20 protein-coding genes are annotated in these 23,276 nt (G+C 72.5%); 8 read left to right on the top strand and 12 right to left on the bottom strand.

Annotated elements, in window-relative coordinates; genetic code table 11:
• Nucleotides 1-110: 110 nt before the first annotated feature.
• Entirely contained in the window at nucleotides 111-1,298 is a 1,188-nt protein-coding gene (locus ACZ6SQ_RS15430) for an acyl-CoA dehydrogenase family protein (protein ID WP_469561461.1), read from the top strand.
• 46 nt (nucleotides 1,299-1,344) lie between these two features.
• Here ACZ6SQ_RS15430 and ACZ6SQ_RS15425 read toward each other — a convergent pair whose 3' ends face one another.
• Both ACZ6SQ_RS15425 and ACZ6SQ_RS15420 read right to left on the bottom strand, forming a co-directional pair.
• The gene (locus ACZ6SQ_RS15425; RefSeq protein WP_469561458.1) at nucleotides 1,345-2,358 is read right to left on the bottom strand and encodes a sugar ABC transporter permease; all 1,014 of its coding nucleotides are present in this window, start codon (nucleotides 2,356-2,358) and stop codon (nucleotides 1,345-1,347) included.
• Nucleotides 2,355-3,497, bottom strand: coding sequence for an MFS transporter (locus ACZ6SQ_RS15420; protein ID WP_469561454.1), 1,143 nt, complete (start codon nucleotides 3,495-3,497; stop codon nucleotides 2,355-2,357). The genes ACZ6SQ_RS15425 and ACZ6SQ_RS15420 overlap by 4 nt, the downstream gene beginning before the upstream one ends.
• Nucleotides 3,498-3,856: 359 nt before the next feature.
• Here ACZ6SQ_RS15420 and ACZ6SQ_RS15415 point away from each other — a divergent pair, with 359 nt between their 5' ends.
• Both ACZ6SQ_RS15415 and ACZ6SQ_RS15410 read left to right on the top strand, forming a co-directional pair.
• A complete protein-coding gene (locus tag ACZ6SQ_RS15415) occupies nucleotides 3,857-4,594 on the top strand; it encodes a hypothetical protein (protein WP_469561451.1) in 738 nt (245 codons plus the stop codon).
• 185 nt (nucleotides 4,595-4,779) lie between these two features.
• On the top strand, nucleotides 4,780-5,484 hold the full coding sequence (locus ACZ6SQ_RS15410; protein WP_469561450.1) for a sigma-70 family RNA polymerase sigma factor: 705 nt from the start codon (nucleotides 4,780-4,782) through the stop codon (nucleotides 5,482-5,484).
• Between the two features lie 148 nt (nucleotides 5,485-5,632).
• Here the strand turns inward: ACZ6SQ_RS15410 and ACZ6SQ_RS15405 are convergent, their stop codons facing one another.
• From ACZ6SQ_RS15405 to ACZ6SQ_RS15385, 5 genes are all read right to left on the bottom strand, one after another.
• Nucleotides 5,633-7,045 (bottom strand): NAD(P)/FAD-dependent oxidoreductase, encoded by a 1,413-nt coding sequence (locus ACZ6SQ_RS15405; protein ID WP_469561448.1) that lies wholly within the window; start codon nucleotides 7,043-7,045, stop codon nucleotides 5,633-5,635.
• Nucleotides 7,038-8,228, bottom strand: coding sequence for a DUF6545 domain-containing protein (locus ACZ6SQ_RS15400; protein ID WP_469561445.1), 1,191 nt, complete (start codon nucleotides 8,226-8,228; stop codon nucleotides 7,038-7,040). Before ACZ6SQ_RS15400 ends, ACZ6SQ_RS15405 begins: the two co-directional genes overlap by 8 nt.
• Complete coding sequence (locus tag ACZ6SQ_RS15395) at nucleotides 8,225-8,836, bottom strand: toxin (RefSeq protein ID WP_389333108.1); 612 nt, start codon at nucleotides 8,834-8,836, stop codon at nucleotides 8,225-8,227. Before ACZ6SQ_RS15395 ends, ACZ6SQ_RS15400 begins: the two co-directional genes overlap by 4 nt.
• Nucleotides 8,837-9,439: 603 nt before the next feature.
• Nucleotides 9,440-9,721: a hypothetical protein gene (locus ACZ6SQ_RS15390; RefSeq protein WP_386383390.1), complete on the bottom strand. Its 282-nt coding sequence runs from the start codon at nucleotides 9,719-9,721 to the stop codon at nucleotides 9,440-9,442.
• Between the two features lie 42 nt (nucleotides 9,722-9,763).
• Nucleotides 9,764-11,038, bottom strand: coding sequence for an MFS transporter (locus tag ACZ6SQ_RS15385; RefSeq protein WP_469561441.1), 1,275 nt, complete (start codon nucleotides 11,036-11,038; stop codon nucleotides 9,764-9,766).
• A 133-nt stretch (nucleotides 11,039-11,171) separates the two neighbouring features.
• Here ACZ6SQ_RS15385 and ACZ6SQ_RS15380 point away from each other — a divergent pair, with 133 nt between their 5' ends.
• The gene (locus tag ACZ6SQ_RS15380) at nucleotides 11,172-12,107 is read left to right on the top strand and encodes a LysR family transcriptional regulator (RefSeq protein WP_469561438.1); all 936 of its coding nucleotides are present in this window, start codon (nucleotides 11,172-11,174) and stop codon (nucleotides 12,105-12,107) included.
• Between the two features lie 730 nt (nucleotides 12,108-12,837).
• Here ACZ6SQ_RS15380 and ACZ6SQ_RS15375 read toward each other — a convergent pair.
• Nucleotides 12,838-13,683, bottom strand: coding sequence for a hypothetical protein (locus ACZ6SQ_RS15375; protein ID WP_469561435.1), 846 nt, complete (start codon nucleotides 13,681-13,683; stop codon nucleotides 12,838-12,840).
• A gap of 429 nt (nucleotides 13,684-14,112) precedes the next feature.
• Between ACZ6SQ_RS15375 and ACZ6SQ_RS15370 the strand changes: the two genes are divergently transcribed.
• Nucleotides 14,113-15,504, top strand: coding sequence for a glutamate decarboxylase (locus tag ACZ6SQ_RS15370; protein WP_469561432.1), 1,392 nt, complete (start codon nucleotides 14,113-14,115; stop codon nucleotides 15,502-15,504).
• A gap of 66 nt (nucleotides 15,505-15,570) precedes the next feature.
• On the opposite strand, the gene ACZ6SQ_RS15365 is transcribed toward ACZ6SQ_RS15370, so the two are convergent.
• The 3 genes from ACZ6SQ_RS15365 to ACZ6SQ_RS15355 all read right to left on the bottom strand — a co-directional run bounded on the left by ACZ6SQ_RS15365 (nucleotide 15,571) and on the right by ACZ6SQ_RS15355 (nucleotide 20,000).
• Complete coding sequence (locus ACZ6SQ_RS15365) at nucleotides 15,571-17,130, bottom strand: mucoidy inhibitor MuiA family protein (RefSeq protein WP_469561429.1); 1,560 nt, start codon at nucleotides 17,128-17,130, stop codon at nucleotides 15,571-15,573.
• An 8-nt stretch (nucleotides 17,131-17,138) separates the two neighbouring features.
• Nucleotides 17,139-19,217 carry a DUF4139 domain-containing protein gene (locus ACZ6SQ_RS15360; protein WP_469561427.1) on the bottom strand — a complete coding sequence of 693 codons (2,079 nt, stop codon included), beginning with the start codon at nucleotides 19,215-19,217 and terminating at the stop codon, nucleotides 17,139-17,141.
• A gap of 162 nt (nucleotides 19,218-19,379) precedes the next feature.
• A complete protein-coding gene (locus ACZ6SQ_RS15355; RefSeq protein WP_469561424.1) occupies nucleotides 19,380-20,000 on the bottom strand; it encodes an MBL fold metallo-hydrolase in 621 nt (206 codons plus the stop codon).
• A gap of 91 nt (nucleotides 20,001-20,091) precedes the next feature.
• On the opposite strand from ACZ6SQ_RS15355, the gene ACZ6SQ_RS15350 reads away from it, so the two are divergent.
• From ACZ6SQ_RS15350 to ACZ6SQ_RS15340, 3 genes are all read left to right on the top strand, one after another.
• Nucleotides 20,092-21,048: a GlxA family transcriptional regulator gene (locus tag ACZ6SQ_RS15350; RefSeq protein WP_469561422.1), complete on the top strand. Its 957-nt coding sequence runs from the start codon at nucleotides 20,092-20,094 to the stop codon at nucleotides 21,046-21,048.
• Nucleotides 21,049-21,165: 117 nt separating this feature from the next.
• Nucleotides 21,166-21,999 (top strand): hypothetical protein, encoded by an 834-nt coding sequence (locus ACZ6SQ_RS15345; RefSeq protein ID WP_469561419.1) that lies wholly within the window; start codon nucleotides 21,166-21,168, stop codon nucleotides 21,997-21,999.
• A gap of 118 nt (nucleotides 22,000-22,117) precedes the next feature.
• Complete coding sequence (locus tag ACZ6SQ_RS15340; RefSeq protein ID WP_469561416.1) at nucleotides 22,118-22,414, top strand: hypothetical protein; 297 nt, start codon at nucleotides 22,118-22,120, stop codon at nucleotides 22,412-22,414.
• Nucleotides 22,415-22,446: 32 nt separating this feature from the next.
• Here ACZ6SQ_RS15340 and deoC read toward each other — a convergent pair whose 3' ends face one another.
• Complete coding sequence (deoC, locus tag ACZ6SQ_RS15335; protein WP_469561412.1) at nucleotides 22,447-23,205, bottom strand: deoxyribose-phosphate aldolase; 759 nt, start codon at nucleotides 23,203-23,205, stop codon at nucleotides 22,447-22,449.
• Nucleotides 23,206-23,276: the final 71 nt, after the last annotated feature.

The raw sequence follows: 23,276 nt of genomic DNA, 5'->3' as shown, positions 1-23,276 counted from the left end.
GACGCGCGGGAACCCGGGGACGGTCGCCCCCGACCAGTTCCACGAAAGAAGCAGTCGGACGGCCGACGGCCCGGGTTCCCGCGCGGCCGGGAAAGCGAGGAGGTATCCGCATGGTGGAGTTCACGGGAGAGCCCGAATGCCCCAGCGGTGTAGTTGAGTTGAGGGACCGGGTCGCCGCGTTCGTACGCGACCGAGTGATGCCGAACGAACCCGTGCTGGACGCCGGTGGAACGGAGGCCGCCGAAACGCTGCGGGACCTCCGGGCGCTGGCGAAGGCGGAAGGGCTGTGGGCGCTGCCACTGCCCACCGAACTCGGCGGCCAGGGAATGCCGCTGCGCTCCTACGCGCACATCGCCGAGGCTGAGGGCGCCAGCGACCACGGGCCGTCCGCGCTCGGATCGGCATCGCTGCTGGACGCGCTGATGCTGTGGCGGCACGGCAGCACCCGGGTCCGCGAACGCCATGCCGAGCGGCTGGTGAGCGGCGAGCAGCGCGCCTGCTACGCCATGACCGAGCCGGACACCCCGGGCACCGATCCCTTCCTCACCGCCACACGGGCCGTGCCGCTGCCGGACGGAGCGTGGCGGGTGAGCGGGCGCAAGTGGTTCACCAGCGGCGCCGCCGACGCCGACGTGGCCACGGTGCTGGCCCGAACCGACGGCGGCCCGTCGGACCGCGAGGGCCTGTCACTGCTGCTCGTGCCCACCGGCTCGCCCGGCTTCCGACTGGTCCGGGAACTACCGGTGTTCGGGGCCGCCGGACAAGGGGAGATCGAACTCGACGCCGTCGTGGTCGAGGGCGACCACCTCATCGGTGAGCGCGGCAAGGCACTGGCGGTCGCGGGTGAACGCCTCCAGCTCGGCCGCACCCTGCGCTGTCTGCGCTGGCTGGGTCAGACGCGACGCGCCTTCGATCTCATGCGGGAGCGGGCGGTGACCCGCACCCGCTCCCGAGGCCCGCTGGGCGACCTCCAGCTCGTCCAACGCCATGTCTTCGAGTCCCTGCTCGCGCTGCGCACGACCCGTCCCCTCGTGTACGAGGCCGTCGCCCTCCTGGACGCGGGCCGTGACGCCCATGTGGAGGTGGGCCTGGCGAAGGTCGCCGCCGCCCGCACCCTGCAGCAGGTCGCCGACGCTGCGATCCAGGTCCACGGTGCGGCGGGCCTCGGCCCGGACACCCCACTGCCCGCCCTGTTCCGCACCGGCAGAGCGGCCCGTGTCCTGGACGGCCCGGACGAACTCCACATCACGTCGGTCGCGCGCCGGGTGCTGTCGACCGGTTCGGGGACCGGTGCATGACGCGAAGCCCGCCGCACCCCGTCGAGCTCCGTCGTCGTCAGGCGGGCTAGGCCGTGTGAGGGTCCACGAGACCCGTCAGCACGGCCAGCCCGTAGGCGAGGAAGAAGTCGCCCCAGACGAGCTCGTGCGCGGTGGCGGTTCCGGCGGCGAGGTCGTAGCAGCCGTGCAGCAGGCGGCCGTCGGCGGTGAGGTGATGGCGTACCAGGTCGTGGAGCAGGGCGGCGGCCTGGTCGTGGTGGCCGAGCTTGAGCAGGGCCACGGCGGTGACGGCGGCGGCGGAGGTGTCGGGCGGGCCGTCGGGGTGCGCCTCGTCGGCCGGGGGAACGACGGCCGCGGGGAGCAGACGGTGGAGCGGTTGCGACAGATCGTCGCCGCCCAGGCGGTGGACCGCGTCCGCGACGGCCATCAGCAGCCAGGCCCGTCCGCGGCTCCAGCCGGGCGGCGGATCGTCGCACGGAACCCACCCGGCGCTCTCCTCGTACCGCCAGGACCAGCGGAAGGAGTCGCCGCCGAGGCAGAGTCGGAGATGACTGTGCAGATGGGCCGCGGCGAGGCCGGGAGCCGTCGAGGCCAGCAGCGGGACCGTGCCGGGGACCCCGTCGACGCGGGCCAGCAGACGGGGGCCGCCGAACGCGGCACCCCACGGGACCAGCTCGAGGCGCGGCTCGTACGCCGCCCGGCACGCCTGCGCCGCCCGTCCACGCAAGCCGGCGGCCTCGCCGGTGTCGGCGAGCGCGGTGCCGTACCAGAAGATCAGGCCGCGGGTCGCGGTGTCGGCGTCCACCCAGTGCGCGAGGCGCCCGGTGAACCGCGCGGCGTCCTCCCGGTCCGCCGCCGAGCCCGTGTACCTGGCGCGCAGCCACAGCAGACCGGTCCAGAACCCGCCCACCCAGGAGCCTCGTCCGGTCGTCGTCCACCCGCTCTCGTCAGGGGCGGCGAACAGCGGGAAGCGGTCGCCCACTTGGGCACGGGTGACGGAGACTCGGTCGAGTACGGCTCGCAGCGCGGGGGCGGCCCAGCCGGGCACCGCGCCGGGCCCGTCCGGGGAGGCCGCGCTCATGGACGTACACCCCGGCGTCGTTCCCGTACCGCCCAGGCCAGTGCCACCGCGCCCGCGCCCGCGAACTCCGCGGTGACCACCAGCCAGCCCGTCCCGTACCGTCCGGCCGAAGCCAGCAGGCCGAACAACGGCGGGCCGAGGGCGAACCCGGCGAAGAAGCCCGCCGAGACCAGCGCGGAGTCCTGCCCGGCGCGGCCGGGTGCCGCTCTCTGCATCACCAGCACCATCGACACCGCGTTGGCCGCGACCGCGAACACACCCACGGCCACGGCCGCCACCCACGCCAGCGGACGGACGTGAGCGGAGGCCGTCAGCAGCAGCGAGGCCGCGACCGCGCCGACCGCCAGGCCGGCCGGCAGCCACAGCGCACGGCCCGGCCGGTCCGCGAGCCTGGACCAGCCCACCCGTCCGGCGATGCCCGCGACGCCCAGCACCGCCACCAGGGCCGCGGCCGCCGTCTCCCCGAGCCCGAGGCGCCGTACGCCGTAGAGGGCCAGGTAGGTGTTGACGGAGGCGATGCCGCAGCCCAGCAGCAGCGAGAAGGCGGCCAGCCAGGCGATCGTGCCCCGGGGGAGCCACGAGGCTGGGGTGTACTTCGGCGGCGGATCGGCGGGCAGCGTGCGCGCCGCCCAGACGGCGGTGACGACGGCGGCCGCGGCGGCCGTCCACACCGCGCCCCGCCAGCCGACGGCGCCCGCGAGCGCGGCCAGCGGCAGCCCGGCGGCGAACGCCCCCAACTGCACGCCCGACTGCTTCGTACCGGTCACCGAGCCGCGGCGTTCGGCGGGCACGGCCGCGAGGATCGACTTGTTCGTGGCGGGGTTCGCGAGGGCCTGGGGCAGCCCGCCCAGCGCGACCGCCGCCAGCAGGAACGCCGTACCCGGCGCGGCGCCGATCAGCGCCAGAGCCGCCGCGGACACCAGCAGCAGCGCGATCAGACAGCGGCGTGGGCCGACCCGGTCCACCACGCGTCCGCCCAGTGGCGAGAGCACGGCCGCCGCGCCGAAGCCGACCGTCGTCGTCAGCCCCAGCACGGTCGGTGACACCCCGAGGTCGTCCACGAGCCGTGGGCCGAGGGCGCCGAGCAGGAACAGCTGCATCATCGAGAAGGCCATGGCACACGTCAGGAGCGCGGTCATGGGCGCGCCTGCCCGTGCCGGGCCCGGTGCCGCCCCGGTGGGTGTACGCGTCGACGCCGGGGCTGCCGCTGCCTCGGTCCGTGTGCTCGTCTCCGCCGCGGCCGGGCCTGTGGCCGCGCCGGTCCGTGCCGCCCCTTTCCGTGCCGCGCCGGTCCGTGCCTCACCGTGCTCCGCCACCACCGCCCCCTCCTCGGCCCCCGCGGTGCTCGCGGGTCCAGGCCAGAAGTCGGCCCCGATGTCCGGCGAGTTCCCGGCGGTTGTCGTGGCGTGCGTCACAAAGGAGGGTTGAGTAGGGAACCAGGATCGTTTCCGTACCCTCTCGTGACGTGTGAGCACCGGACTGCGAGGATGATGCCGACATGACTGCTGGGGGGTGTGCGCGCGCTCTCAGGGCCGCGGTGTTCGCGGCCGTCTGCGTGCTGCTCGCCTCCCTCGGCCACGTCATGATGTCGGGGACGGCCGTGCCCTGGTGGGCGCTCGTCGTCGGCGCGGGGGCGAGCGGGGGCGTGGCCTGGTCGCTCGCCGGCCGGGAACGCACACCGCTCCTCGTCGGCGCCGCGACCGTGGCGGCCCAGGCCCTGCTCCACACCTCGTTCTCACTGGCCCAGGCCCTCGCCGACCCGCAGACGGCCGCCACGAGGCCGCTGGGCAGGCGCTGGCTGGGCTACCTGCTGTGCGGTTCACCCTCGGGACCGGGCGAGGCGCATGACGCCATGCCGATGTCCCAGGGCATGCGGGGGCAGGGGATGAGCGGCGCGCACTCCATGGGGTCGATGCACCACATGGACGCCGGGCAGGCCCTGGACCACGGCATGGGCGGCATGTCCTCCACGGGCATGCTCGCCGCTCACCTGCTGGCCGCGCTGCTGTGCGGCGTCTGGCTCGCCCATGGCGAACGCGCCGCCTTCCGCATTCTGCGGGCGCTCGCCGGCTGGTTCGTGGCACCGCTGCGCGCGCTCCTGACGCTGCCCGCGCCACCGCACCGGCCCCGCGTCCACGCCCGTCGCGACCGGTCCGAACGCGCCCCGCGCCAACTCCTTCTCACCCACGCGATCACCTCTCGGGGACCGCCCTCGGGGACCGCTGCCGTCGTCTGACGACAGCCGGATTCCCGGGACACCCGCCGACACGACGACCTGTCGGCTCCTGTCCCGGGCATCGGCCGAGCACTCTCACGCCCGGCCGTCCACCCCCCATTTCACCGGACCGCACCGTCCCGCACGGCTGCACCGGCCGCCGCGGTACGAACCGGTCCTGGTTTCCCGAGAAGGAGAGACGCCAGGTGATCACGCCTGCCCTGTCTTCGGCATGCCAAGAATCCACGTCTCACGAGGAGTTCACCTCCCGTGAGGAGCCCACGTCAGGCAAGGCGCCCGCGTCGCCCGGCACGCCGTCGGGCAGGCCTTCGGGTGACGCGGCGCAGGAGGCGTCGATCACGGCCTGGGCGCTCGACGCCCGCGGCGGTGACCCCGTCGCGGTGGAGCGTTTCGTCCGCGCCCTGCACAAGGACGTCCGACGCTATGTGACCTTCCTCGGCGCGGATCCCCAGAGCGCCGACGACCTCACCCAGGACACCTTCCTCCGTGCCCTGGGCAGTCTGCCCCGCTTCGAGGGCCGCTCCTCGGCCCGCACCTGGCTGCTGTCCATCGCCCGTCGCGCGGTGATCGACAGCATCCGCTACGCCTCCACCCGCCCCCGCCTGTCGGACACGGAGGACTGGCAGTCGGCCGCCGAGCGGACGCAGGCGCGGGAACTGCCCGGCTTCGACGACGGCATCGCCCTGGCCGAGCTGCTTGCCATGCTTCCGGACGACCGGCGGGAGGCGTTCGTCCTCACCCAACTCGTGGGCCTGCCCTACGCGGAGGCCGCCCACGCCGCCGACTGTCCGGTCGGCACGGTGCGTTCCCGGGTGTCCCGCGCCCGGACCACGCTGATCGCGTGGCTGGACGACGCGGAGAACCCGGCGCGGGCGGCCGCGGCTGCCTGACGAGACGTCATAGACGTCATGTCGCCGTCGTCCGGATGCCTTTCCGGTCGGCGGCGGCACGCGGGCGGGCGAGGTCGGGATGCTGTCCCGGTCGGCAGTGCCACACGGGTGGGCGAGGCCCGCACCACGCCCCACGCTCCGCTGGGACTCAGGGATGTGCCCTCTTGCGTTCCTCGTCACGCAGCGGCGCGGCCGTCAGCTGACGCCTGCCACGGCCGACGAGCATGGGCCAGAGCATGTCGGGCGAGAACAGACGCGTGGGCGGCCTGCTGAGGCTCATCACGTCCAGGAGAGCGCCCAGGGCGCGGGGGTTGCCCGCCGCGGTCGCGACACAGCGGTCTACGTAACGGGCGAGGAGCTTCTCGGCCAAGGTCGGCGGTTTGTCGCCGGCGCCCGGGTAGAAGATGTCCTGGCCCACGGCGAGGTCCCAGGCGGCGCCGACCGGACGCGCGGCGGCACGCTGAACGCGCCGGGCCGTTCCGGGGGCGGTGATCCGGTGGGCCCGCAGGGTGTCGCGCAGGGCGAGAGCACACTGGGCGGCCACGGTGAGACCGTGTCCGTAGACGGGGTTGTAGCAGGCGATGGCGTCGCCGATGACGACGAAGCCGTCGGGCCAGTCGCGTGCCTTTTCGTAGTAGCGGCGCTGGTTGGCGGTGCTGCGGCTGGTGACGACGTCGCCGATCGGTTCGGCGTCGCGCAGCAGTTCACCGATGACCGGGTCGTCGAGGCCGAGGGCGAAGTCGACGAACTGCCCGGGCTCGTCGTGGGGTTCGCCGCCCCGGCTGCCGGAGAGCGTGACGATCCACTGTCCGTCCTCGATGGGCACGATGATGCCGGCCCGGCCGGGGGCCTGGGCGGGGTTGGCCTGTACGTTGACCAGGGGGAAGTCGATCGATGTGGTGCTGCCGGGTGCCTTGAACAGGCGGGTGGCGTAGCGGATTCCGGCGTTCACCTCACGTTCGGGGACGTCCGGCAGGCCGAGTTCCCTCAGCCACTGCGGGGCGCGCGAGCCGCGGCCGGAGGCGTCGACGACCAGGTCGGCGGGGAGTGTCTCCTCCTCGTCCTTGTGGCTGCCGACGCGGACGCGCAGGCCGGTGACGGTGGTGGAGGTGCCTTCGAGCCGGAGTGCCGTGGTGCCCTCCCGCAGTTCGATCCGGGGGTCGTCCAGAACGCGGGCGCCGACGACGGCGTCCAGGAGGGGGCGTGAGCACACCAGGCTGTGGTGACATACGGAGGTGAACCGTCTGAACCACACCTCGTTCGGGGCGCGGCTGACCATGTCGCGCATGATGTGGACCAGACGGGCGCCGCGCAGGACGGCCTCGTCGACGACGCCCGGCAGCAGCTCGTCGAAGGCGGCCACACCGCCGCTCCACACCAGATGGGCGTGCAGGGCCTGGGGAACGCCGCGTCGGGCCTGGGGGCCGTGCTGGGGGAGGCGGTCCCGCTCGACGACCGTCACCTCGGCGAACTCCGCCAGCACGGTGGCCGCGAACAGTCCGGCGGCGCCGGCGCCTACGACAACGGCTCTGTTCCGGCGAGCAGTTGTGCTGTCAGACATGGGAGGGCGTGCTGTCTGTGCTCGCCTGCCGGCGGATGCGGTCAACACGATCGGGGCGGAGCATGGCCCGTGAAACCGCCGTGAGATGGTCCGAGACCTCCCGACTGATCTGGGCGGGCCCTCCGGCGTGATCGCGGGGCGTGCCGCTGGTGTACGAGTCGACGGCGGAGCGCAGGGCGATGACTCCGGCGACGCCCCGGGCGGCCGTCTCGCCGTGCCGGTCGGCCGCCACCCGGTAGGCCCGCTCGTACAGCGCCTCGTCGAAGAACGGCGCCAGGCGCAACAGGCCGTCGTGGATCTGCTGCTGACGTTTCATCAGCCGCAGGTCCAGGGGTGCGAAGCGGCTGACCCGGGCCCGGGCCGACAGCGGGGCGACCTCACGGATCAGGTTCTTCAACGGCTTCAGGATCCAGAAGGCGGCCTGATCACATGGCCATGTCTGGAGGAACGGTCCGAGTACGGGCAGGATGAAGCCGGTGGCCACCAGGGTCGCGCCCAGAAGGGCGAACAGCGGAGCGACGTCGGTACTGAGCGCGTCCCAGTCCGTGCCGGTCCAGCGGGCGCCGATGGCGATGAGCTTGCAGACGGCGAAACCCAGGCCGAAGGCGTAACCGGCCTGGAGAAACACCAGACCGCCCCGTAGCCATCGGGCACGGACCCGCCCGATCCAGGTCCAGATCATCCACGCGGCGACAAGGGCGGAGACCATGTAGCCCAGCAGGTACAGCACGATGTGCTCGCGCATCCAGGGCGTGTTGGCGTAGTAGGTGTCCAGATCGTAGACCCGCTCGACCGGTACGTCGGCCCGCAGGAACGTCACCCACAGGCTGGCGACGGCGCCCGAGTAGATGACCCAGATCAGCTGGATCCGGCGCCGCCGTCGCGCGGTCGGCTCCTCCCGCCAGGTGATGATCATGGTGAGGCAGGCGCCGCAGAACAGCGTGAGCAGGGAATAGGACCACGGGGCGGCGAAGTTCGCCACTCCGGTCACCGTGTTGATCCTCCGGATGCTGCTGGGCGCCACGCTCAGGAACACGGACGAGGCGAACAGCAGCACGAACCAGGTCGCCCGCGCGTTGGGGTCCTTCCAGGAGCGCAGGATCGTCGGGGACTTCAGGCCGAGCCCTGCCATCAGCAGAACAGTCGGTACGACGTACGGGATGCGGAGGTCCTCGAGACTCATCCCAGGATCTGCCCACTGTGGTTGCTGAGGGACAGGTTGATGCGCCCTTCCACGGTGGACGGGCTGACCGGGCCTCTGGCGTAACGCCCCTTGACCCACGTACGGACCTCACGGGCGAAGATCAGACCGAACGTCTCGGCATCCGCTTCGTGCTCGTCCACGGAAGCCGCGCGGGCCGCGACGGCCAGCAGCGTCTCGCGGGGGACCTCCTCGGCGGCGAGGATCTCGGCCGCGACCTGATGCAGGGCCTTCGGGGACTCGGCGGAGCCGAGCGTCCGGGCAGCCGCGGAGAACCCGGTGGCGTGACGGTCGCACCCGCCCTGCTCCTCGTGCCACAACTCATGGCCCAGAATGACGAGTTGTGCCTCGGGGACGGCGCGTGCCTCCACGACGATGACGGATCTGTCACCACAGTCCAGCCGCAGGCCGGAGGCGGGAACGTCCTCGGGGAACGCCCTGAAGACCAGTTGGATCGGCCGGCCCCGGCGCACGCTCATGGCGCGACAGAACTCCTCCATCACGACCCTTGGATCCGCCGGCCGTTCAAGAGTCCGCGCGGCACGGCGGCCCAAGTCGGCCAGGAGCGACTTCATCGCCTTGCTGCTCATCGCGCCGCGACCTCCAGCGGCACCATCACCGACCGGACGGCCGAGTCCGCAGGGGCGAGTCTCTGCACTTCGATGATCAGGCCGAGTCGGCGTAATATCTCGCCGAGCGGCCTGGACGGCTGCTCCACTTGGCTGCTCCCCGTTGTTGTGTGACGGTCGAAAGCGTCGCGCAGACATCACCCTACGCACACCCCCCTGTCGCTCAACGATCGCTTGTTAGCCAAAAACCATCGTTGACACCTGTGCGCGGGTACGGCGGCAGTGGGACTGCCGGGAAGAAAATCGATCGCCGACAAGGGCAATGCGGGCCGTGTTGCTGAGCATTGCAGGTGAGCGCTGCTCCCCGGCATCCGCCGCTTCGGCGGACCGACTGGGTACCGGGCGGCCGCCCGCATTTTCAAGAAGACCAGAAAGCCACGACAACGCGACGCGACGGCGAGAGCCCGAAGCGCCTTCGCCGTGAATCCATGGCCCATGCATGGTGTACGGCGCATGTCTCAACGAGAAGAAAGTCAGCCACTCCGGCTGTCGCCACCCCAGGTGGACGGGTCAGCGGACACTCGTCACCGGATTACGCAGATCTCGGGCAGCGGCAGTTGCCATTCACCGACCTCCGTGCGAGCAGGCGGCTGTCCACCATGACATCACCCGAGCGGCCATCGCATGCGGCTCGGACGGCACAGGGCTGAGGCCGAAGTGATCCTCCAGCTCGTGCCGCAGAAATTCACCGAGCTTCCGCTGGTCGACGCCGGCGCTCAGCATCTGGAGCAAGGGGACGAGCATGCAGTCGTACTCGTCGTCGACATCGTCCGCGACGCCTATCGGATCCCACTCGTTGAGCAGGCGCCGCAGGTCGGCGCTGATGGCATCGGTGGCAGGTCGCATTGCTCCAGGGTGCCATGCTGCCACGGCCGGGTTTTCGGGCTGTCACCGACGGTTCCGTGCCGCTTCCGTCTCCGGAGCCGGTGCCGTCGCCGTCGCCCGGCGTGGGAGCAAGAGCGGTGTCGCCAGCAGAAGTACGCCGGCCAGGCCGATCGCCGGGCGGAGCCCGAGAAGGGTGGCCAGTACTCCCCACAGGGCAGTGAGCAGGGCCGTCGAGGCCTTTGTCGTCACGGACCAGGCGGACAGCGTGCGGGCGGCCCGGTCGGTGGGGGTGCGGTCGAGACGGTACGTGGCGTAGACCGGGTTGAAGACACCGCAGCAGAAGATGAGCGCGAACTCGACGCCGATCACCAGCGCGAGCCCTCCCGTGCCAGGTCCCACGAAGGCCAGGCCGACCGGCCAGAGTGCGCGCAGCGCGCCCGCCGCGACCAGGACCTCGTACCGCCCGTATCGGGCCACGAGCGGCCGGGCCAGCCGTGAACCGAGCAGCCCGCCGATCGAGGGGGCCGCGAAGGCGAGACCGTACTGCCAGGGGGTGAAGCCGAGCCGGCCGAGCATCAGGACGGCCATCAAGGGCTGGGTGGCCATCAACAGGCCGTTGAACAATACGGTGTTGAAGAAGAGCGGACGCAGCGCCGCGTCGTCGAGGATGTACCGCCAGCCGTCCAGCAGGTCCCGGGACCGCGGCCGCGCGGCCGTACGGCGCCGGGGCTCCGGCTCGTGCCCGCCTATCGAGCGGATGCCGAGGGCGGAGAGCAGGTAGCTGACCGCGTCGGCCACCACCGTCGCCATGGGCCCCAGAAGCCCGATCGTCGCGCCACCCAGCGGCGGCCCGATGATCGTGGTCGTCCAGGTGGTGGATTCGAGTCGGGCGTTGGCGGTGAGCAGGTCCTCGGCCGGAAGCAGTGTCTTGAGGTACGCGCCGGAGGCCGCGCGGAAACCGATGTCGGCCGCCGCGACGGCGACGGAGACCAGAAGGAGTTGGACGAAGGTGAGCACGCCGAGCGCGTACGCCACCGGCACGGTCAGCAGCGCCACGCACCGCACCAGGTCCATCGCGATCAGCACCGGCCGCTTGCGGCGGAACTCCACCCACGGCCCGAGCGGCACCGCCACCGCCGCGCCCACCGCGGCCCCCACTGACGCGATCGCCGCGACCTCGGCCGGACCGGCGTGCAGCACCTGGACGGCGATCAGCGGAAACGCGCCGAAGGCGAGCCATGTCCCGAGCGCGCTGGTCCCGTACGCCGCCCAGAGCCACCCGAAACCCGGCCCCAGCCGATCTCCGAGGACCCGCCCCGGCCGAAGCCCGCTGCCCATGCCCGTTCCCCCTCGCCGGCCACCCGCACAACCGATGTGCGACCGGAATCATCAAAGCGGGCACCCCACCTGCGGATCAAACAACCGTGGCATCCTCACTCACAACCACTGGTTGTACGTCTAGGGTGGTGGCATGGATCTCGAAGCCGTACGGACCTTCGTCGCCGCGGCCGACGCGGGACGGTTCCAGGAGGCCGCCGCCGAGCTGACCGTCACCCAGCAGGCCGTCTCCAAGCGCATTGCCGCGCTGGAACGCGGCCTCGGGGTGCGGCTGTTCACCCGTACCGCGCGCGGCGCCGAGCTGACCATCGACGGGCAGGCGTTCCTGCCCCACGCGCGCGAGCTGCTCCGCGTCGCCGAGCGCGCGGCCGCGTCCGTGCGCCCCGACCGCCGCCCGTTGCGCGTCGACGTGATCGCCCTGCGCGGCGCCGCGTCCGGCCTGATGCGCGGCTTCCACCGCACGCACACCGAGATCGACCTCGACGTGGTGACGCTGCTCGACATCGAGACCGCCCTCGGCGCCATCCGATCCGGTGCGATCGACGCGTCCTTCCGCGCCGTCGCCGCGCCCGGCCGGCCCCTGCCCGAGGACATCGAGTCCGTCCGGGTCCTCGACGAGCCGCTCGAGCTCCTCACCGGCCCGGCGCACGCGCTGGCGGGCGCCCGCTCGGTACCTCTCGCTCGGCTCGCCGGGCACCGGATCTGGATGCCCGGCATCGTCCCCGGAACCGAATGGGCCGCCTATTACGACGCCCTCGTCGCCGAGTTCGGCCTCACCGTCGAGGCGACCGGCCCCAACTTCGGCTCCGACGTGCTCCTCGACACCATCGCCGACACCCCGGCCCTGGCCACGTTCATGGGCGGGCACACCCGCCTGGTCTGGCCCGCCGGCCACGGTCTGCGCCGTATCCCGGTGACCGACCCGACCCCCGTCTACCCGCACTCACTCCTCTGGCACCGCGACAACCCCCACCCCGCGCTGAACACCCTCCGCGCCCACCTGGCCGCCGCGGCGGCCGACCAGGACACTGCCGGGACCTGGACGCCGACCTGGGTCATTCCGCGCTGACCGGAGACGAAGCGAAGTACAAGCAGGCAGCGGCGACAACGGGTGTGGGACGGCCTCCCGGCTTTGTGACCCCCCCGGGACCCGTCACTTCTAGTCGCACACCAATTGCAGGTGGTGAGCTCGGACAGGAAGCCGACAGCCCCTGACCAGGCATGTACCGCGCCTCGCCCGCCTGGCATATGACGCAAAGCCCGGCAGACCTTGCCCGCGAGCAGCGGAAGGATGGCTTCCGGGGCGCGCGGCTCGGGTGGTCACCGGCCGGGACCACAGATCCCGCGCGTCCCGCCAACACACGTCGCCCGACGCCGCCGTGGGGCCTACGTGCAGGCCAGCCCATTTGGCCGGGGCGAAAACGCGGCGAACCGACCGCGCTCCCGGGCTACGGTCACCGCGGAGGTGCACGCGTGTCCTGGCCATCTGTGATCATCTTTGTCCCCGGCTACCCCGCATGGGACTGGCGTCGCGTACCCAGCACAGACCTTCCGCAGGCCACCGCGCCGTAACGTCCAGCCCACCGGCGAGACTTGATGTCGCAGGGCTGTTCGCACCGAAGCCCGGCCCCCTGCGCGGGCGCAGTGCTCATCTCCGAGAGCGGCCCGATCGCCGTGCTCCACCTGTCAGGCGCTGTCGCCATCGGGATGCAGGATGACCTCCGCGATGCCGCGTACGCGTCGGAGGGCGACGCCGGTCCGCTGCTCGACCGCACGCGTGCGATGAGGTTCCTCGAAGGTCAAGGATGTTCGCAGAGCTGAAGCACACCCCCCACCGAGAAGGCGACCGCGCCGAGGAGTGTGCCCCAGTTGGCGATGCCCGCGTTGATCAGGGTGTCCGTGGCGGGGTGGGTGTACGCGGCGAGTGCCGAGACCATGAAGAGCACCGAGCCGACCTGGTTCACGGCGACGATCCACCAGCCGAGACTGCGGCAGCGCAGACACGGCCCCCGGCCGTGGCAGATCTCCACGAACCCGAGATGTCCGGAGATCAGGAACAGCACGCAGCCGATCACATCGGGGGCCCAGATCCGCCGGTTGACCTGGTGGGCGTTCAGCCCTTCACGGAACGATTCCACGAGGTCGACGGCGAACACCAGGGTGCCGGCGAAGAGGACGAACGCGCTCAGCCAGTCGACCCGCGTCGGCTCGTAGCTCCACCAGCGCCAGCCGCGGGTGACGAGCCGGCCTTCGCCGCCGGGCACATGGCGGGGTGCGTTGACCGCCTGGAGCAGGGAGACATAGCCGCCGGTGTTGAAGAAGAGACCGCCGACGAAGTAGACCGAGGCTGAGGTGAGGGCGTCTCCGGAACCGAACTGGGCGATGCCGGCGCCGACCGCGAAGAGGGCCCCGCCGATGACGAAGGCGGTCGCGGCGACGGTGTTGAGCCTGCGCAGCCGGCTCAGGGAGACCTGGTCCGCGCTGGTGTGGCTGCTGGCACGGGCACCGGGCTCCCGGACGGCGATGACGCCGCGCCTCCGGGCGGGCCGCGACTCCCACACCGCGGTACCGCCGCCGGGAGGCCGCCAGGTGAGCCGGGTGGTGAACGGCCCCGCGCCCTCCGCGCGCTGCTCCGCGGACCTCATGCGGGTGCGCCGACGCCGATGCCGCGCGTGGGCCGGACGACGGGGAAGGCGTGGCGCGTGCGGGCGGACGACACAGCACGGTTCCCGGTGCCCCGGCCGGCCGTCCCGCCGGAGTCGTCTTGTGGGTCGTTCATGGCACATCCCGGGTCACTGGGCGCACGGGGCACCTCGCTTCGTGCCGCCGCCGAACAGCCACCGACTCTGCCAGAGCACACCCTGCACAACTGTCATTTCCTGGGCGTTTCACCGTAAGGGGCACGCAGCCCGACCCGAGCAGCGACGGCACCCCCGGCGCCCGCACACCGGACCTCGGGCCCACGCCCGCCCGCCGTGGCCGTGCCCCGCGTGGAGTACGTCCGCTGTCGCCCTCGGGGGTCCGCCCATAGCCTCCGAGAGAGACACGGCAGAACGATGCGAGAGGTGCGCCCGGTGGCCCTGCACAACGCCAAGGAAGCGGCCGCCGACCCGGCCGCCGACATCTTCACCTCGCCGATCAGCGAGCAGCCCCTGTCCAAGCGGGTCATGCCGGAGCTGCCGGCACCCCCGCACATCGTCTACCAACTGCTCCGCAGCGAGCTCCTGCTCGACGGCAACGCCGCGCAGAACCTGGCCACTTTCTGCACCACCTGGGCCGATGACGAGGTCCGCCACCTGATGGACCTGTGTCTCGACAAGAACATCGTCGACAAGGACGAGTACCCGCAGACCGCGGAGATCGAGTCCCGGTGCGTCAACATCCTCGCCGACCTGTGGCACGCGCCGGCCGGTGCCGACGGGAACGCACCCGCCGTGGGGTGTTCCACCACCGGTTCCAGCGAGGCCGCCATGCTGTGCGGCCTGGCACTGAAGTGGCGCTGGCGCGACCGCCGCCGCGCCGCCGGTCAGTCGACCGAGCGGCCGAACCTCGTGTGCGGCCCGGTGCAGGTGTGCTGGGAGAAGTTCGCCCGCTACTTCGACGTCGAGCTGCGCCAGGTCCCGGTGGAGCCGGGCGCCACCGGCCTCCAGGCGCACCAGCTGAGCCAGTACGTCGACGAGAACACCATCGGTGTCGTCGCGATCCTGGGCGTGACCTACACCTGCACCTACGAGCCGGTGGTGGAGATCGCGGCCGAACTCGACCGTATCCAGGCGGAGAAGGGATTCGACGTCCCGCTCCACATCGACGCGGCCTCGGGCGGCTTCATCGCTCCGTTCCTCCACCCCGACCTGGAGTGGGACTTCCGTCTGCCCCGGGTCTCCTCGATCAACGCCTCCGGCCACAAGTACGGCATGGCGCCGCTCGGTGTCGGCTGGGCCCTGTGGCGCGACAAGGCGGCCCTGCCCGAGGACCTGGTCTTCCATGTCGACTACCTCGGCGGCGACATGCCCACCCTCGCCCTCAACTTCTCCCGCCCCGGCGGCCAGGTCGTCGCGCAGTACTTCATGTTCCTGCGCCTGGGCCGCGAGGGATACCGGCTCGTCTACGAGGCGTGCGCCGACACCGCGCAGCACCTCGGCCGCCAGATCGCCGAGATGGGGCCGTTCACCCTGCTCTACGACGGCGCCGGAGCGCTGCCCGCCGTCTCCTGGACCCTCACCGATCCGGCCTCGACCGGATGGAGCCTGTACGACCTCTCCGACCTGCTCCGGATGCGCGGCTGGCAGGTCCCGTCCTACCCGCTCCCGCCCGACCGCCAGGAGACGGTGATCCAGCGAGTCCTCGTACGCCACGGCGTCGACCGCGACGAGATCGAACTCCTCGCCGAGGACATGCGCAGAGCGATCAAACGCCTCGACGAAGGACGCCCCCACGACGCCGACCGCGTCGGGTTCCACCACTGATCACATCCGAGATGCCTGAGTGAGCTCCCCCTGAGGCGCAGTTGGCCTCAGGGGGAGCCGTCGTGCTCAGAGACCGCTGACCTTGCCGCTAGCCGAGAGCTCGTACACCAGGGTGATCGAGCGCCGGCCGCCGGGTGGCAGGGCGATGTCCCAGCGGGCGATGCCCTCGTCGTCGACGGTGTCGGGGAGGGGGGAGCAGGCTTCCTTGCGGAGGCGTACGTCCACGGCGGACACCTCGGAGACGGGGACGCGTTCGCGCAGGACGACCGTCTGGTCGGTGTGGGTGCCGGGGGCGGAGAAGCGGGACAGGTGCAGGCGTACCGTGCGGGTGACGGTGGTGCGTTGGGTCAGGGTGGTGGTGTCGCGGGTCTCCTCGGTGTGCCGGAGGACGCGGTAGTCGTCGTGGCTGCCGAAGGCGAGTTCGACGGGGGCGCCGGGGGCGGTGAAGCCGAGCGTGCCGCGGCCGGTGAAGCCGCTGCCGCGGACCAGGTCGACGGGTCCGGCCAGCAGGGCGTGCCCGGTCGGGTTGTCGAAGCGCACCAACTGGGTCACCAGCGGCGACAGTTCGGGGGAGCAGGCGTACTCGCTGTGCGCGGGGGTGGTGACGGAGGACAGCGGTACGCGGTGGGCGCGTCCGTCGGTGGGCACGGTGACGGGGGCGGGGGAGTGCAGCACCCGCGCCTGGCCGCCGTCGTCCACGCCGGGCAGGCCGAGCACGGGGGCGGGGCCGAGATCGGTGATCTCCTGCTCGCGCAACTCCACTTCGACCGTGCGCCGTTCGGCCGGGGACCGGTCGGTCAGGGTCAGCCGGTCCTCGGTGAGACGCGGTGGTTCCGTGGCCGAGGACGAGCGGGCCGTGGACAGCGTGAGGAGTACGTCGGACCAGTCCTCGCCGGTGCGCTGCCAGACGATGGCGTCCGTCTCCAGGGTCAGGGACTCCCCGTCGAGCACGGCCCGGTAGGCGGGGCGCCACAGGGCGCAGGCGGTGAGGTGGCTGAGCCGCAGGCGGGCGGGTCCCGCGGTGGCGGACCGCACGGTCAGTTCGATGTGGCCGAGCAGTTCGGCGGGCTGCTGCTCCGACAGGAGGACGGCTTGCCAGGTGTCCTGGAGCTTGGTGGCGAGTGTCGTCAGCTGTGCCTGTGTGGCGCGCAACTGCTCGCTGTGGTCGTCGCGTTCGGCGTCCACACCGTCGAGTTCCTCGGTCCAGCGGAGGGTGTCCGACTCGCCCGAGCCGGTTCCCTCGCCGATCTCGCGCAGCAGGTCCGTGGAGAGACGGCCGAGCAGGTCGAGCCGGGCGCGCAGCCGGTCCGCGCGCTGCTCCAGCGTGTGCTGTTCCTCCTCCAGCGCGTGCGCGCGCCGGCGCAGTTCCGAGTCGTCGGCGGTGGGCAGCGGCTCGCGCGGCGTCCAGGCGCGGACGATACGCGCGTCCAGGACGCTCGCCTCGTGCTCGGCCGTCACATCGGCATGGAGGGTGCGGTCGAGAGCGAGCGCGCTGACCGGGCCGAGGCGCAGCCGCTGCACCCCTGCTCGCAGCTCCACGGTGAGGGCGCGCTCCACCTGGGCGCGGTCCTCCAGGCAGGTGACGGCGGTGACGGGGGCGGGGATGATGTCGGGATCCGTGGCCATGGTGTGTGTCAGCTCCTGCGGTTGCCGCCGGCCAGCGCCTTCGCGGCGGGGATACGGATCTCGTAGCCGCCGTGCAGGGCGGCGGTGCCCCCGGCGGGCAGGTCGACGCGCCAGACGCGGGTGCCCGGGGCGTGGTGATCGGGTCCCTTCTCGTCGTCGGGGACGGCCCAGTCGGCCCGTTCCTCGATCCGGACGTCCGTCTCCGAGGTGACCGGCACCTGCTCGTGGACCTCGACGCGGACGGGCCGGGCGAGCCGGTTGGCCACGTCCACCTGCACCCGGTGGTCCAGGACGGTGACGTTGTTGCGCAGGCCCGCCGTGGACTCGTTGAGGTGAGCTCGGCGGGTGACCTGGATGCCTTCGGCGGGCCCGAGCCCCATCCTGCGGACGCCGCCGGGCGCGAGGGTGGGCAGGGCGGCGGTGAGGAGGAAGTCGTCGTCGACGGTGACCTCCACGGGCCCGGCCAGCAGTGCCTGGTCGGTGGCGTTCGACAGCACCAGGGTCCCGTACACCTTCTCCTGCACGGAGGGCACGCACAGGTACTCGGTACGCAGGCCGACGGGGATCTCGCTGATGGTGACGGTGTGCCAGGTGCCGTCCGAGGGGATGTCCGCGCGGGCGACGGCGTCGTACCGGTGGTCGAAGGAGCCCGCCGACCTGCGGGGCCGTACGGCGTGCCCGGGCAGCGGCAGCGAGGCCACGGCCTCGGCACGTCGCCGGTACTCGGCCGCCACCAGGTCGGAGGGGGTGTGCGGGAAGAGGCGGCCCCTGCGGTTGCCGGGCTGCTCGGGGCCGTCGAGGACGAGAGCGGCGTAGTCGAGCTCGTCGCCGGTGGGCTGCGGCGGACCGGTCACCGGCGCGGGAGGCGCCGGGGGTGCCTGGGGCGGCGGGGCCATCGAGGCGGCGGGGGCCGGCGGGCGGGCGGCGGGCGCGCCGCCCGCCCGCGGACGGCTGCGTTGCCGTGCCTGCGCGGAGTCGGGCGCCGCGGCCTGGACCGACGGCGGGAGGCCGCCCGGCTCGACGGGGCGTGGGGGCCGTACGCCGTACAGCGTCTCCTGCGGAGGCATGGGGACGGGCGGGAGGACCGGGGCGGGGGCGCTGCCGGCGAAGGCCGGAGGAGGCGGCGGGGGCGGGGGCGCGGCTCCGACGGCCATCGGGGCGGTGGTCGGGCGCGGGCCGGCGGAGTCGTAGCCGGTGAAGAGGTCGGCCAGGCCCGCCGGGGGCTCGCGCCAGCCGGTGGCGGCGGGGGCGGGCTGGCGCCGGCCGATCCGGAGGGAGCGCAGCTGCGGCAGGTCGGTGCGGCGGCGCAGATCGGCGGTGGCCAGGGCGATGCGCACCCCGGTCCAGTCCTCGCCGGTGCGCTGGGCGACCGAGGCACGCAGGACGAGACTGCCCGAGTCCGCGCTCTGACGGTAGGCCAGCCGGTAGGCCGGCACCCACACGGCGCCCGGGACCCCGTACTCCAGCTCCAGGTCCACCTCACCCGTCCCGTCCAGGGTCAGGACGGCGCAGACCGTGGTCTCGACGTGGGCGGCGGGGGCGTCGGTGGAGCTCCTGGTCCAGCGGTCGGTCGCGACGCCGAGGTCGTGCTGGACACGGCTCAGTTCCGTCTCCAGTTCGGCGAGGCGGCGGTGCAGCGCCGTCAGCCGCTCGTCGACGAAGTCGGCGAGGGTCAGCCACGCCTCGACGGGCGTGCGGCGGTGCGGGTCGTCACGCTTGCGGGCGGGCGGGACCGGGCGCAGGTCCGTGATCTCCTTGATGCGGGCGAGGAGCCGGTCGCGGCGGCCTTCCACCGCCGCCTCCTCGTCGCCCAGCCGGTCCACTTCCTGCCTCAAGGCGTCCGTGGAGCCGGTCGCGGCCGGCTCGGCGTCCACCTCCACCCGGACCTCGGTGACGCGCACACCGGTGTCGCCGAGCACACGGGCGCGCAGGGATCCCGGGTCCATCGAGCGGGGCAGACCCGCCACCCGTACCCGCCCCTGCGGCGGCACCGTGCCGCGTGCCAGCCGGCTGCACAACGCGCCCTGCGCGTACACCACTACCGCGTCGAGGGCCGACGCCCACCGCGGTGTCTCCTCGGACTTCATGCCTTACGCCCCCGTCGTCTCCGTGCCGCGCGAAGCCTAGCGTGCGGGGCCGCGGTGGCGGGAAGGATCTCCCTGACCTCGCCCTCTGTGGACGCGGTCCGGCACGGCTGCGGATACGGGGACTTGAGCGGGGCGGCGTGTGCGCACTCACCCCGGGCGTCGTCACATCGGTGCGGTGCCGTCGGCCGGGAAGGCACCGCCGTGGCCCGGGACGATCAGGTCGGCGGCCGACAGGACGCGCAGACGCGAGGCGCGCAGCAACCCGAGGTCGGGGGCCACCGGGTCCTCGACGGGGCCGTTGGGGCGCCACCACAGGTCGCCGACGAAGGCCACCACGCCCTCGTCCGTGCCCGCGAGCAGGGTGATGTCCTCGGCGCTGTGGCCCGGGGTGCGGATGAGGCGCAGCGACGGGGTGAGTTCATGGCCCTCGGCGTCGCGGTCGGTCCACTGGTCGGCCCGGTAGACGGCCTTGTGGTCGTGCACGCGGGCCTGTCCGAACAGACCGACGTTCATGGTGTTGTCGGGGTGGTGGTGGCTGAGGATCACATCGGTGATGTCGTCCGGACCGAGGCCCAGTTCGGCGAGCGGGCCGAGGATGCGGTCGCGGTGCGCCACCATGCCGGGGTCGACGATGACATGCCGGCCGGCGTCGTGGACGTAGGAGACGGTGGCGGCGACCCCGGGTCCGGTGGACAGGGTGTAGCCGGTGGTGAGGATCGTGAAGGCGGCGCTGCGGCCGAGCGGGGCGTCGGTGCGGGGCTGGGTGGTGATCGCTTCTGTCATGTTCTCGATCTTGCGGTACCGGCCGCCGTCCGACGAGTGGCACCGATGCCATTGATCGCAGGAAACGTGCCACTCGTGCCAGACTCCCCGCATGACCGCCTTCCGGACCGTCGCCGCCTACGCCCCGCCCGGAGTCGGCATGCTCGCCGTCGGCCTCGTCTGCGAGGTCTTCGCTCCGCACGGACAGCAGATCCCCGGCTTCGACCTCGCCCTGTGCACCGACCGGCCCGGCTCCGTGCCGACCGACAGCGGTGTGCCGCTCGCGGTCGCCCACGGGCTGGACCGCCTGGCCGCCGCGGACCTCGTACTCGCCCTGCCCTGGACGGACTTCCGCACCCCGCCCGCCTCGGACGTGCTGCGCGCCCTGACCGCCGCGCACGAGCGCGGGGCGCTGGTCGCCGCCCACTGCGTCGGTACGTTCGCGCTCGCCGCCGCGGGACTGCTGGACGGCCGACGGGCCACCACCCACTGGCGGTTCGCCGATCTGCTGGCCCGGCGCCACCCGGAGGTCGCCGTCGAACCCGATGCGCTGTACGTCGACGAAGGTCAGATCGTCACGGGCGCGGGAGCCGCGGCCGGGTTCGACCTGTGCCTGCATCTGATCCGGCGTGAGCACGGGGCCGCCCTCGCCAACGGCGTGGCCCGTGACCTGGTGCTGCCCTCGCACCGCGACGGCGGCCAGGCCCAGTACCTGGCCGCCCCCACCCCGTCCGACGGGGAGGACACCCGCCTCGCCCAGCTCCTCACCTGGGCCCGCGAGCACCTCCACGAGCCGTTGTCCGTCACCGACCTGGCCCGGCGGGCCATGATGAGCCGGCGCACCTTCGCCCGCCGTTTCACCGCCGCGACCGGCACCACCCCGCACGCCTGGCTGCGCGAACTGCGCCTCAGCCGGGCCGAGGAGCTCCTGGAGACCACGGACCTCGCGGTGGAGGAGATCGCCCACCGCGTCGGCTACGGCAGCGCGGCCGTCCTCCGCGAACAGTTCGTACGCCGCCGCGGAGTACCTCCGCGCGCCTACCGGCAGGCCTTCACGCATGCCCCATAGCCAGACCGAAGCCTGACAGCCCGCGTCCGGTGGCGGCAGGGTGACATCCGGAACGACTTGTCCGCGCGGCCGGGGTTGCGGGCTGACAGGCGGGATCCCGTCGACCAGTGTCAGGACATGGTGCAGAACCTTGTCGCCGTGTTCAGTCTGTTGGTCGGTCTCGCGGGACTGGCGCTGAGTTACGCGGGTCACCGGCAGAAGGTCCGGCAGGAGCGGGAGTCGACGCGTCGTGCCGACGAACAGGGCAGAGCCGAGCGTGCTCGTGAGCGGGAGGCGAGGGAGCGGCTGGACCGGGAGCGGCGGGACCGGGAGCGGGAGGCGGACGCCCGACGGGAGCGGGCGAGGAGGGCGCAGCGAGAACGTGAGCGGTATCAGGCATCCATGATCGTGGGGCAGGTCAGGCTGTCACCGTCGACGCTCAGTGACAACTGGGTCGTCCCGCAGGTGGTGGTTCTCAACGGCTCCGACCAGCCGGTCCTGGACGTTCGCGTGTCCCTCAGTGGCGAGGTGATCAACGAGATGCCGGTGCTGGCCGGCGGCCACGAGATCTTCCCCCTGCCACCCGTGCGGACCACGGACGATCACCACGGCCGACTGGGCGAGGTCACTGTCGAGTTCACGGACATCCAGGGGATCCGCTGGCGCCGTGAGGGCCGAGGGGCCCTGGAGCGCGCCGGGCAGGGCGTCGGAGGCCAAGGGAACTGGGGTGCACCTGAGCCACCTGTCGTCCGACCGGACGGCCCGCCCTCGGGCCCGTTCGCTCCAGAGGCGGAACGGACCCATGCTCCGGCGCCCCCGCCGAGCGCGGGCAGAGCCCGGACGCCCTACGGCGGCGGAGCGATGCCCTACGGCGAGGAGGCGACCAGGCGCCGTGCCGCGTTCCTCCGGCCACTGATGGTGCTGGTGTCCTTGGCGCTCATCGCCGTAGGCACCTGGTGGCTCCTGCGGTGAGCACTTCGACGACGTCGCTCCGCTCGGCACAGGTCGGCCGGCCACCAGCAGGGTGGCCGATGGACCGCAGGCGTGAACAGCACAGCCCGTTGTCAGTGGTGCCTGCAAGGCTGGTCGGATGAACGGTGACGAACAGCTGCTGCGTGGACGGGTGTACGGCCGGGACCATGACGACCCCGACCCCGGTCCGCTGCCCGGGCGGACGTATGCCGCGCTGACAGGCGGGCCGCTGGACGGGCTGTTGCTGGACATCACCGGCTGGGCGGCTGGGGAAGTCGACGACGGGGCCGCGCTGTTCACCGAGCTCGGGCGGTTTCCCGGCGGCCGTTCGCTCTACGTTCCGCGCGCCGGTGAACCCCTTGCGCCCGCACCCGGCGTCGTGTGCCGCTTCCACCACTCCGGCGATGCGCCCTGACCTGAGCGGACGGGCGGCCTGCCTCGGGAGGCTCAGTAGCCGGACGTGATGTCGCCGCCGGCGCTCGCGGTGGGCGGGTCGCCGGCGCGGCGGGCTTCGAGGTCGTCGAGGATCGCCGCGGTGGCCGTGGCGCCGAAGCGGGTGGCACCCAGGCGGTTGAGTTCGAGCAGCGCGTCCAGGGAGCGGACGCCCCCGGCGGCCTTGACGCGCACGCGGGGGGACACGGTGCGCCGCATCAGGGCGATGTCGGCGGCCGTCGCCCCGCCGGGGGCGAACCCGGTGCTGGTCTTCACGAACGCCGCGCCGGCGGCCTCGGCGGCCTTGTACCCCGCGGTCTTCTCCTGGTCCGTCAGATACGCGTTCTCGAAGATCACCTTGACGACGCGGCCCTCGGCGGCCTGGACGACACGCGCGACCTCGTCCTGGACGTAGGCGATGTCGCCGTCGCGCAGGCGGCCGATGTTGATCACCATGTCGATCTCCTCCGCCCCGAGGGAGACCAGTTCGGTGGTCTCGAAGACCTTGGCCCGTGGGGTGCCGCCGTGCGGGAAGCCGACGACCGTGCCGACGGCGACCTGGCTGCCGCGCAGCGTGGCGACCGCCGCCGTCACATCGGCGGGCCGGACGCAGACCGACGCCGTGCGGTACCGGAGCGCGGTCGCCAGTCCGTCCTCGACCTCGGCGGCAGTCAGTTCGGGTCGCAACAGCGAGTGGTCGATCATCTGCGCCACCTCGTCGTGCGAGGGCAGGGGGCCGTCCCAGCGCGGGACGTCGATCGAGGCCACGGACATGGCGCTCTCCTTCGATTCGACTAAGCTGTATATACAGCCTATACAGCTGTCATCCGCAGTGTCGAACGGCG

Source organism: Streptomyces sp. NPDC048600, from assembly GCF_055587025.1.
This window is presented reverse-complemented; position numbering and strand designations above follow the sequence as displayed.